Here is a 10,750-nt window from a genome sequence, read left to right as displayed (position 1 = left end):
CCGACGCCGGGTCGCCGACACGGGCGGGCGCGTCCTCGCGGCTCTTCGGGTCGACCTTGCCCTCGTCCACCATCAGCGGCGTCACCGCGGCGATGTTCTCGGCGTCGTGGTTCTTGTGCAGCGGTCCGCCGCTGTAGAGGGAGACGTCGTAGTCGAGCACGACGGACGCGGCGCCCTCGGCCTTCAGCGCGGCGGCGGTCTGCCGGGCCAGCGCGTCCAGCGAGGCGGGGGCGGTGTCCGCGTCGGCGGGGACGCCGCCGATCTGCACCTGGTCGGCGGACAGCGCCGTCAGCGTCGGATCGCCACCACCCACGAGAGTGATCCCGCCGGTGGCCGCGTTCTTGACGACCCGGGTGGTCAGCCGGGCGTCGCCGGGGATCAGCGACAGGGCCGCGATCGAGGTGGCCAGCTTGGTGGTGGACGCCGGGGTGGCGGCGGTGTTCTCGCCGCTTCCGTAGAGGAGTTGGCCGTTGGCGGTGTCCGCGACGGCGAGGCCGACGGTACCGAGGTTCCGGTCGGCGAGGACGGCGGCGAGCGCCTGCTGGAGGCCCTGGGCGGTGGGCAGACCGGTGTCCGGTCCGGCCCCGGCGGCGGCCAGCACCGTCCCGGCGGGGACCGGGCGGACGGCGCCGTCCCCGGCGGGTTCGGCGGCGGGCGGCGTGCCGGTGGCGTCACCGGTGGGGCCCGCCGTGGTGGCGGTGCCGGGGGTTGCGGTGGCACTCGTGGACGGGTGGGGCGACTCGCTGCCCCGGTTCCCGGGCCGGGTGCCGTTCTTGTCGCCCCGGTCCCCCTTGCCGCCCTTGGTGTCGTCCCGCCGGCCGTTGCCCTCGTCCTCGTCCCCCTGGGCGTTCCCGGTGGGGCGGCCGCCCGGGGAGGCCGATCCGGTCGCCGTCGGGGACGGCTGCGCGTACGCACCACCCGTGCCGAGCACCGTTCCGGCGACCAGTAGCGCCGCCCCGAACAGCCCCGCGGCCGTCCCCCCGCGTCGGTCTCCCGACCCAGCCCCTGCTCGCACCGACCCGGCCCCTTTCCTGAGCACTCACTCCCGTAGGAGACACTTGGATTCTGTCAGTCCCTACCTTGGAGGAACCGTTGGAGTTCGACGTCCTTATCGAAATCCCGAAGGGCTCTCGTAACAAGTACGAGGTCGACCACGAGACCGGCCGCCTGCGGCTCGACCGGATGCTCTTCACCTCGACCCGCTACCCGGCCGACTACGGCTACGTCGAGGGCACCCTGGCGGACGACGGTGACCCGCTGGACGCCCTGGTCATCCTGGACGAGCCGACCTTCCCCGGTTGCCTGATCAAGTGCCGCGTCATCGGCATGTTCAAGATGACGGACGAGGCCGGCGGCGACGACAAGCTGCTCTGCGTCCCGGCGACCGACCCGCGCTGGGAGCACCTGCAGGACATCCACCACGTGTCGGAGTTCGACCGCCTGGAGATCCAGCACTTCTTCGAGGTCTACAAGGACCTGGAGCCGGGCAAGTCCGTCGAGGGTGCCAACTGGGTCGGCCGCACCGAGGCCGAGGCCGAGGTCACCGCGTCGATCAAGCGCCTGGCGGAGCAGGGCGGTCACTGAGCCGTCGCGCCCATCTCGTCCGTCCGGCGGTCCGTCCGCCGGGGGGCTTCGAGGTAGGTCGAGGCAGTCGGAGGCCGGGATTCGCGGATTCGTTCCGCGGGTCCCGGCCTTCGCCGTTCCCGGGGGTGGGCGATTCTTCCCGACACCTTGTCGGCATGACGGGAGCTTAGGTTAGGCTAACCAAAGCAATCGGGGGTGTACCGATCACTGGAGGCCCGCATGCCCATACCCGAGCAGCCCGTCGTCCCGTTCTCCACCGTGCTGCGCACCGCGAGCAGTGCCGAGCACGAGGCCGCGGAACAGTCGTCCTTCATGAGCAGGCTGCTCGGCGGGCACCTCGGCGTCGAGGCCTACGCCGACCTCACCGGTCAGCTCTGGTTCGTCTACCGCGCGCTGGAGGACCGGGCCGACGAGCTGGCGGAGCACCCGGTGGCCGGCCCCTTCATCGACGCCGCGCTGCTGCGGACCGAGGCCATCGAGCGCGACCTGGCCCACCTGCGCGGCCCGGACTGGCGCGAGGGCCTGACCCCGCTGCCGGCCACGGCGGCGTACGTCGCCCGTCTGGAGGAGCTCGCGGACCAGTGGCCGGCGGGCGTCATCGCCCACCACTACACCCGCTACCTGGGCGATCTGTCGGGTGGTCAGATCATCAGGGGCATCGCCGAGAAGACCTGGGGCTTCGAACGCAAGGGCGACGGCGTGCGGTTCTACGTCTTCGAGCAGGTGGACAACCCGGCCGCCTTCAAGCGCGACTACCGGGCCAAGCTGGACGCCGCCGGGCTGGCCATGGACGAGGTCGAGCGCCGCCGGGTGGTCGAGGAGTGCAAGCGCGCCTTCCAGCTGAACGGCGCGGTCTTCCGCGACCTGGACACGCGGTACCCGCTGAGCGCCTGAACGGCCGAGCGCGCGGAGTAGGAAGTCGGCCGGGCCGACTTCCTACTCCTTCCGCGTCAGCCCAGGCCGAACCAGGGAAGGCATTCCGGCAGCCCCTCGATCTTCACGGGGACCGGCCGGTGCTCCCGCCACCGGTCGGAGGTGAGACGGAGCCGGCGCAGGACCACGTCCCGGCCGCGGACGACGTGATGCTCGACGCCGTCCTCGCGGTACCCCAACTTGCCGGACACCCCCAGCGAAGCCGTGTTGTCCGCGAAGGCGCCGGAGACGGCGTGCCGCGCGTCGAGTCCGGCGAAGGCCAGGTGGAGAACCGCGGCACGCATCTCGGTCCCCAGGCCCTGTCCGTGGTGCGCCCGGCCGAGCCACGAGCCGGTGTGGACCTCCCGGAGGACCGCGAAGTTCCGGGCGCCGATGCTCTGGGTGCCGACGACCACGCCGTCGCGCAGCACGACGAGGCTCAACTCCCAGTCCTCCGGCCGCCACTCGCCCCAGCAGCGCCAGTGGTACTGCAGGACTCCCCGGGCCCGCTGCTCGGGCTCGACGTCGGTCCAGGCGGCGGCGAACGGCTGCACGGCCGGGTCGTGCACACCTTCGGCGGCCAGCGAGGCCAGTGCGGCGAGCTCACCGGGGTTCGGGAGCCGGAGTTCCAGGCGGGGGGTGGTCAGCCGCAGTCCGGCGAGCGGCCAGTGTGACGTCAGGCTCATGCGGAAGGATTCTCCCGCCCTCCTCCGGCCGGGGCCACCGGATATCGGTCAGCGGAGTGTGCGGCGGCGGTCTCAGGGTTGGTTCCGTGGCCGAAGCGGCCGGCCTTCCGGGCGATCGATCCGCACGGAAGCCGGCCTGATCGAACTCCGGGAATCCGACGACGGTGAGGCCGTCCTCAGCACCACCCCGACCGCCTTCACCGGCCTTCCTGCGCCATAACCCGCGGTGGCCCTCGCTCGGATAGTGCGAGGGCCACCGGGGACCACCCGGAGTGGGAAGTCGGTCCCGCCGACTTCCCACTCCACGATCCTGCAGACGGCCGATCACGAGGCCCATTGGGAGCCCCAGCTCAGGCGAAGCCGACCTCGGTGAAGCGGCAGCCTCCGCGCTCGGCGGCGGACAGGGCCGGCCCCGACGCGAGCCGCGGGGCATCGCGGAAGTACTGGCGGAAGCCCGACGCACGGAACTTCAGGTCGAAGGCGTGGCCTTGGACGTGCCATCGAGACACGTCCCGCCACTCGTCGTCCACGGCCAGCCGGTGCACGTCATCGATCTCCAGTTCCAGGTGCGTGCCCTTGAAACCGAGGTCGCCCTCAAGATCCCAGACCTCCTCGAAGACGAGCGTCGCAGGGGCGACCCAGAAGGAGAAGCTCTTCGCCGGCCTGACCGGATGGACCCAGCGGACGATGTAGTCGAGGTCGAGCAGAAGCCGGGGCAGGGTGTCATCGGTCTGCTGCACGGACACGCCGTGGATGGTGGCGTCGTGCCAGCCCATCTCCTCGAAATCGGCCTCGCTCCAGACGCTCTTCTCAAGGCCTGATTCCTGGTGGCTACCGCTGTTCATTCCCGTATCCAACCAGAGCAGGAGTAGGAAGTCGGACCCGCCGACTTCCTACTCCATCACCCCCTGATCAGGCGTTGGTGGACTTGCGGTGGCGGGCCAGGGCGGTGGCGCCGCCGCCGAGGAGGAGCAGGCCTCCGGCGGTGGCCAGGAGGGGGGCCACCGGGGTGGAGGAGCCGGTGGAGGCCAGCACGCCGGAGCCACCGCCGGTGGTGGTCAGGGAGGCGCCGCCGACGGTGCCGGACCCGGACCCGGACCCGGTGCCGGTGGAGCCGGTCGTGCCGGTCGTGGCGCCGCCCGCCGTACCGCCGGTGGGCGGCTGGGTGGTGGGCAGCTGGGCGTTCTTGTCGAAGGCCAGCGAGACGGTGACCGGGTCGAGGGCCTCGCCCGCCTTGTAGTTGGCGAAGGCCGGGACGCCCTCGGCGGTCAGGGTGGCCGGGACGGCGTTCAGCGTCACCACGCCGTTGACCGGGGCGAGGTTGGCCTTGGAGAGGTCGAGCTTGGCGATCCGGGCGGCGGACAGCGAGGTCGTCTTGCCGTCCAGGGACTTGGCGTTGACGTCGGCGGTCAGGTAGGCGCCGTCCTTGTCGATGCTCAGGCCGAGCTTCGAGAACGTGGTGTCCAGCTGGTAGCCGCCGCCGGCCGGGTGGCCGAGGAAGCGCACCGAGCCGGCGAAGCCCGCCGACAGGGTGTGGCTCTTGGTGTTGTAGCTGCCGGTCGCGCCGCCGAAGCGGTAGTCGGCCGCACCCGCGCCGAACTCGACCTTGCCGTTGGCCACCGGGCTCTGCAGGTACGTGCGGAAGCTCTCCTTGACCCGCCAGTCCAGGGTGCCGTTGACGACGGCGAGTTCACCGTTGCCGCTCGGCGTGGTGGGCGGGGCGGTGGCGGTGGAGGTGGCGGTGGCGCTCGGCGAGGAGGTCACGGACGGCGAGGAGGTGGCCGTCGGGGACTGCGTGGCGGACGGCGAGGCGGTGGCGGTGGCCGAGGGCGAGGCGGTGGGTGAGGCGGTCGCCGACGGCGAGGCCGTGGCCGTGGCGGACGGCTCGGTGGTCGGAGTGGCGGTCGCCGTCGGGGTGGCGGTCGGGGTCGCCGTCGCGGTGGGGGTCGCCGTCGCGGTGGGGGTCGCGGTCGCGGTGGCCGTCGGCGACGGGGTGGCCGGGCTCTGCTTGAGCAGCAGCGCCAGCGGGTCCATGTCCGCCCCGGCCTGGTAGAAGCCCGCGAACGCCTTGGCGCCCTCCTCCGTCAGCTTCGCCGCCGTCGGCACGCCCGTCGTGGTGTCCCGGCCGACGGTGAACGTCACCAGCGGCACCTCGTCCCGCTTGGTGACCTCGCTGGCGCCCATCGACTCCTTGGAAGCCGTGTCGGCGGTGAGCGTGCCGGCCGTCCCCGCCGTGGTGATCTTCAGATCGCTCAGCGCCACGTCCAGCGCCCCGTGGTGGGCCGTGAAGTGCACGCCGCCGGTGAAGGAGGAGCTGAGCGCGTGAGTGGTGAGGTCGTACTTGGCGCTCGCCAGGCCGAAGTGGAAGGTGCCGTCGGCGTTGCGGGTCGCGCCACCGGTCAGCTCGATCGCACCGCCCTGGGAGGCGGGGCTCTCGATGTAGTTGCGGAAGCTGGCCTTCACTCCCCAGTCCAGCGCGCCGGTGTCGTACGTGACGCTGCTCGGCGCGCCGGCGCCGAAGGCCAGGGCCGGGGCACCGAAGGCGGTCAGACCGAGGCCGGCGGTGACGGCGGCCAGGGCGGCCATCCGGGTGCGGTTGCGGGACATGGGGGAACTCCGATCGATGAACGGGGGGAGAGAAGGGTGGGGGTCAGGCGCGACGGCGGCGGACGAGGAAGAGGCCTCCGCCCGCGAGCAGCGCGGCGGCGAGCACACCGCCGGCCACCAGAGCCGCCGTCGGGACGCCGTCCGAGCCCTCGGCCTCGGTCGCGGCGGCGACCGGCGCGACGGAGGGGCTGACCGGCGCGGCCGNGCGGCCGCCGGGGCGCTGCCGATGTCCGGCAGCGGCGGGAGGGCGGCGGCCGGGTCGAGGGCGACCGCGAAGCTCAGCGGGTCCATCTCGGTGCCGGCCGGGTAGAGGCCGCCGAAGGCCTTGCCGCCCGGCTCGGTGAGCGTGAGCGGGACCTCGACGGCCTTGAGCAGTCCGCCTTCGGCCTTGAGTCCGGCCGGGTCGAAGGTCGCCAGCTCGACACCGGTGAGCTGCTGGGCGGCGCCGTCCGGGGTGCGGCCGGAGACGTCGGCGCGCAGCACGCCCTTGCCGTCGGCGACGGTGACGCCCGGGTTGGCCAGGGTGAGGTCCAGGCCATAGACGTCGCCGTTCTTCAGGCCGGTGAAGCGGACGCTGCCGGTGAAGGCGGCGCTCAGCGCGCCGGTGGCCTGGTCGTAGGTGCCCTTGGCGGGCGTCCAGCGGAAGAGCGCGCCGCCGTCCGCCGCGCCGCCGGCGGGCTCCCAACGGCCCTGGGCGATCGCGCCGGTGACGTAGTCCCGGAAGGTCCGGCGCACGCCCCAGTCGAGCGCGCCGTTGCCGAACTCGGTGACGGCGGCGGCCGGAGCGGTCGTCGGGGCCGGGGTGTCGGTCGGCGTCACGGGAGCGGCCGGAGTGGTCGGAGTGGTCGGAGCGGCCGGCGCCGTCGACGAAGGCGCGGCGCTCGGCGTCGCGGTGGCGGTGGCGGTCGCGGTGGCGGTGGCGGTCGGAGAGGGCGCGGCCGGGGTCTGGGTCGGTGCCGCCGCCGGGAGGTTGACCGACAGGTTGACCGGGTCGAGCGCCGTCTCCGCGGTGTAGAACCCGGCGAAGGCCTTGGCGCCCGCGTCGGTCAGCGTCGCCGGGACGTTGCTGAGCGTCAGGGTGCCGGCCGCGCCGCGCAGGTCGACGCCGGCCAGCGAGAGGTCGGCCAGCTTGGCCTGGCTCGCGCTGCTGACCTGGCCGGTCTCCCGGGACTTGCTGGTGACGTCCGCGTACAGTCCGGCCGCCCCGCCCGGGGAGGCCCGGAAGGTGAGCTTTCCGATGCTCAGGTCGAGCGCGTTGGCGCCGTTCTCCTGGTGCCCGGTGAACCGGACCCCGCCGGAGAACGCGGCGCTCAGCGCGCCGCTCGCCGGGTCGTACGTGCCGGCGGCGGAGTGGAACCGGAAGCCACTGCCGGCGACCGTGGCCGCGCCGCCGGTGAGCGACCAACTCCCGTGGGCGATGGGCCCGGTGACGTACGTCAGGAAGGACTGCTTGATCCCCCAGTCGAGCCGCCCGCCGGACACCCGCCCCTCGGCCGCCGCCGCCTGTCCGGGCAGCAGGGCGACCGTCAACAGGGCCGCCAGGGCGGCCACCAGGCCGGCGGTCAGACGGCGGAGCCGTGGGGGCAGAGGCACGCGGATCACTCCTCGGCGGGACAGGGGAAAGCGGGGTCGGTGCACCACCGACCCCCCTTGCGAGATTTAGGTAAGGCTAACCTAATATATGAGTCAAGAGCCCCGCCGGGCACCCCCGCACCCCACCCACCGGCGGCGACAACTCCCAACGAAGGGAACGACGTTGAGCAGCAGTACCACCCGACATCGGGCCGTCCGCGGCCCCGCGAGCCTGCTGCTCCTCCTCGGCCTGCTGCTCGCCCTGACCGCCTGCGGCTCGGCCACCGGCGCCACCGGCGCGGCCGCCGGGACGGGCACCTCGCGCGCCCCGGACACGGTCGAACCGCTGCCCGACACGCCGACCCCTCAGCTGCCCGCCACGGCGACCTCCGCCGACGGCCGGACGACCACCGTCACCAGCACCGAGCGGATCATCCCGCTCAACGGCAGCCTGGCCGAGATCGTCTTCAGCCTCGGCCTCGGCCCCAAGGTCGTCGCCCGGGACGTCTCCACCACGTTCGAGCAGGCCGCCGCCCTGCCCGTGATCACCCAGGCCCACGACGTCTCCGCCGAGGGCGTGCTCTCCCTGCACCCGACCGTCGTGCTCGCCGACCGCTCCACCGGCCCGGCCGAGGCGATCGCGCAGATCCGCTCGGCCGGCGTCCCGCTGCTCGTCCTGGACGACGCCAAGCGGCTGGAGGACGTCGGCCCGCGCATCGACACCGTCGCCGCCGCCCTCGGGGTCCCCGACGCCGGACGGCGGCTCAAGGAGCGCACCGAGCAGCGCATCACCGAGGCCAAGGCCGCCCTGCCCGCCGTCGAGCGCCGCCCCAAGGTCGCCTTCCTCTACCTGCGCGGCAGCGCCTCGGTCTACCTGCTCGGCGGCCCGGACTCCGGCGCGGGCTCGCTGATCGAGGCGGTCGGCGGCGAGGACGCCGGCACCGCCGCCGGGCTCGGCGGCGACTTCACCCCGCTCACCAGCGAGGCCCTGGTCAAGGCCGCCCCCGACGCGATCCTGGTGATGAGCAAGGGACTCGACTCCGTCGGCGGCGTCGACGGCCTGCTCAAGCTCCCCGGCGTCGCCCAGACCCCGGCCGGACTCGACCGCCGGATCGTCTCCATCGAGGACGGCCAGCTGCTCAGTTACGGCCCGCGCACCCCGCAGGTGATCCACGAGATCGCCGAGCAGCTCTACCCGAAGGCCGCCAAGTGACCGCCGCCGCCACGGAGAAGGGCCTCCACCTCGGCAGGCGGCCCAGCCGCACCGCCCTGATCACCGCCGGCCTCGCCGCCGCCCTGCTGCTCTGCGCCCTGCTCGCGGCCGGCGTCGGCGCCTACCGCATCCCGCTCGGCGACATCCTCGCCTCCGTCGGCCACCGGCTCGGCCTCGGCGGCCACGAACTCGGCCGTGTCCCCGAGTCGGTGCTCTGGAACGTCCGCCTCCCCCGGGTGGTGCTCGCCCTGCTGGTCGGCGGCTCGCTCGGCTGCGCGGGCGCGCTGATGCAGGGCGTGTTCGGCAACCCGCTCGCCGAACCGGCCGTCATCGGCGTCTCCTCCGGCGGCGCGGTCGGCGCGGTCGGCTGCATCGTGCTCGGCCTGGACGCGCTCGGCACCTGGACGGTGACCGCCGCCGCCTTCGCCACCGGCCTGCTGACGGTCTTCGCGGTCTACGCGATGTCCCGCTCCGGCGGCCGCACCGAGGTGGTCACGCTGATCCTCACCGGCGTCGCGGTGAACGCCTTCTGCGGCGCGCTGATCGGCCTGTTCCTGTTCACCGCCGACTCCGCGGCGATCAGCCAGGTCACCTTCTGGCAGCTCGGCTCGCTCTCCCAGGCCACCTGGGGCAAGGTGCTCGCCGTGCTGCCGTTCGCGCTCGTCGGCCTCGCCGTCGCGCCCCGCTACGCCCGCTCGCTGGACCTGCTGGCGCTCGGCGAGCGGCCCGCCCGCCACCTCGGCGTGGACGTCGAGCGGATGCGACTGGTGCTGATCACCGTGGTCGCGCTGCTCACCGCCGCCGCCGTCGCGGTCAGCGGCATCATCGGCTTCGTCGGCCTGGTCGTCCCGCACCTGCTGCGCATGGTCGCCGGCCCCGGCCACCGCTTCCTGCTGCCCGCCTCCGCGCTCGGCGGCGCGCTCGTCCTGGTCGCCGCCGACCTCGCCGCGCGCACCCTGGCCGAACCGGCCGAACTCCCGCTCGGCGTGCTCACCGCGCTGATCGGCAGTCCGTTCTTCTTCTGGCTGCTGCGCCGCACCAGGACCAGGCAGGGAGGCTGGGCATGAGGATCCGTACGCTGCGAAGCCGCCCCGAGGTGCCCGAACGGCCCGCCCCGGGCACCGAACTGCTCACCGCCGAGGCCGTCCGGCTGACCGTCGGCGGGCGCGACCTGCTGGCCGGCGCGGACGTCCGGGTCACGGCGGGCGAGGTGGTCGCACTGCTCGGGCCGAACGGCGCCGGCAAGTCCACCCTGCTCTCCGTGCTGGCCGGCGACCTCGTGCCGACCGCCGGCGAGGTCCGGCTGGACGGCCGCCCGCTGGACGGCTACCGGCCCGCCGACCTCGCCCGGCGCCGCGCGCTGCTGCCGCAGGCGGCCGCGCTGTCCTTCCCGTTCCCGGCCGACGAGGTGGTCCGGATGGGCCGCGCCCCGTGGGCCGGCACGGCGGCCGCCGACGAGGACGAGCGGGTGATCGCCGAGGCGATGGCCGCGACCGAAGCCGCCGCCTTCGCCGGGCGGCCGTTCACCGCGCTCTCCGGCGGCGAACGGGCCCGGGTCGCCCTGGCCCGGGTGCTCGCCCAGCGCACCGCCCTGCTGCTGCTCGACGAACCCACCGCCGCGCTCGACCTGCGGCACCAGGAACTGGTGCTGCGCCTGGCCCGCGCCCGGGCCGCCGCCGGGGACGGCGTGGTCGTCGTCCTGCACGACCTGTCCCTGGCGGCGGCCTACGCCGACCGCGTGGTGCTGCTCACCGACGGCGCGACGGTCGCCGACGGGCCGGTGGCCGAGGTGCTGCGCGCGCCGCTGCTGAGCGAGGTGTACGGGCACCCGGTCGAGGTGCTGCCGCACCCGCGCACGGGCTCGCCGCTGGTGCTGCCCGAGCGCGGGTGAGTCAGCCCTCGTCCTCCAGCCGGAAGCCGACCTTCATGCACACCTGGTAGTGCTTGATCCGCCCCTCGGCGAGGTGGCCCCGGATCTGCGAGACCTCGAACCAGTCGAGGTGGCGCAGCGTCCGGGAGGCACGGTCGACGCCGTTGCGGATCGCGGCGTCGATGCTCTCGGTCGAGGAACCGACGATCTCGGTCACCCGGTACACGTGCTCGCTCATGGCGGACTCCTCAGCTGTGCGACGGCCCCCGGTCCACGGTGCACCGGGGGCCGCCGCTCCGCATGCGG

Annotated in this window: 10 protein-coding genes; 5 read left to right on the top strand and 5 right to left on the bottom strand. The window is 73.8% G+C overall.

Features of this window, described 5'->3' with window-relative positions; genetic code table 11:
- The coding region (locus ABD308_RS36785) for a D-alanyl-D-alanine carboxypeptidase (protein WP_344344629.1) at window positions 1–931 on the bottom strand (931 nt) is incomplete at its 3' end.
- Between the two features lie 161 nt (window positions 932–1,092).
- Between ABD308_RS36785 and ABD308_RS36780 the strand changes: the two genes are divergently transcribed.
- Together ABD308_RS36780 and ABD308_RS36775 are read left to right on the top strand one after the other, a co-directional pair.
- Window positions 1,093–1,584, top strand: coding sequence for an inorganic diphosphatase (locus ABD308_RS36780; RefSeq protein ID WP_344344657.1), 492 nt, complete (start codon window positions 1,093–1,095; stop codon window positions 1,582–1,584).
- Window positions 1,585–1,803: 219 nt separating this feature from the next.
- A complete protein-coding gene (locus ABD308_RS36775) occupies window positions 1,804–2,478 on the top strand; it encodes a biliverdin-producing heme oxygenase (protein ID WP_344344627.1) in 675 nt (224 codons plus the stop codon).
- A gap of 56 nt (window positions 2,479–2,534) precedes the next feature.
- Here the strand turns inward: ABD308_RS36775 and ABD308_RS36770 are convergent, their stop codons facing one another.
- The 3 genes from ABD308_RS36770 to ABD308_RS36760 form a co-directional block, all read right to left on the bottom strand.
- On the bottom strand, window positions 2,535–3,182 hold the full coding sequence (locus ABD308_RS36770; protein ID WP_344344625.1) for a GNAT family N-acetyltransferase: 648 nt from the start codon (window positions 3,180–3,182) through the stop codon (window positions 2,535–2,537).
- A 350-nt stretch (window positions 3,183–3,532) separates the two neighbouring features.
- On the bottom strand, window positions 3,533–4,027 hold the full coding sequence (locus ABD308_RS36765) for a hypothetical protein (RefSeq protein ID WP_344344623.1): 495 nt from the start codon (window positions 4,025–4,027) through the stop codon (window positions 3,533–3,535).
- A gap of 67 nt (window positions 4,028–4,094) precedes the next feature.
- Window positions 4,095–7,271 (bottom strand): HtaA domain-containing protein, encoded by a 3,177-nt coding sequence (locus tag ABD308_RS36760; RefSeq protein WP_425554949.1) that lies wholly within the window; start codon window positions 7,269–7,271, stop codon window positions 4,095–4,097.
- A gap of 274 nt (window positions 7,272–7,545) precedes the next feature.
- Between ABD308_RS36760 and ABD308_RS36755 the strand changes: the two genes are divergently transcribed.
- The 3 genes from ABD308_RS36755 to ABD308_RS36745 are packed head-to-tail and all read left to right on the top strand — an operon-like array spanning window position 7,546 to window position 10,465.
- Window positions 7,546–8,574 carry a heme/hemin ABC transporter substrate-binding protein gene (locus tag ABD308_RS36755; protein ID WP_344344619.1) on the top strand — a complete coding sequence of 343 codons (1,029 nt, stop codon included), beginning with the start codon at window positions 7,546–7,548 and terminating at the stop codon, window positions 8,572–8,574.
- Complete coding sequence (locus tag ABD308_RS36750; RefSeq protein WP_344344617.1) at window positions 8,571–9,641, top strand: FecCD family ABC transporter permease; 1,071 nt, start codon at window positions 8,571–8,573, stop codon at window positions 9,639–9,641. Before ABD308_RS36755 ends, ABD308_RS36750 begins: the two co-directional genes overlap by 4 nt.
- Window positions 9,638–10,465: a heme ABC transporter ATP-binding protein gene (locus ABD308_RS36745; protein ID WP_344344615.1), complete on the top strand. Its 828-nt coding sequence runs from the start codon at window positions 9,638–9,640 to the stop codon at window positions 10,463–10,465. Before ABD308_RS36750 ends, ABD308_RS36745 begins: the two co-directional genes overlap by 4 nt.
- A 1-nt stretch (window position 10,466) precedes the next feature.
- Here ABD308_RS36745 and ABD308_RS36740 read toward each other — a convergent pair whose 3' ends face one another.
- Window positions 10,467–10,682, bottom strand: coding sequence for a dodecin (locus ABD308_RS36740; protein ID WP_344344613.1), 216 nt, complete (start codon window positions 10,680–10,682; stop codon window positions 10,467–10,469).
- Between the last annotated feature and the right edge of the window lie 68 nt (window positions 10,683–10,750).

The organism is Kitasatospora putterlickiae, from assembly GCF_039527695.1.
GTDB lineage: Bacteria > Actinomycetota > Actinomycetes > Streptomycetales > Streptomycetaceae > Kitasatospora > Kitasatospora putterlickiae.
Note: the sequence above shows the minus strand (reverse complement) of the source record. Positions and strands in the feature narration are given on the sequence as shown.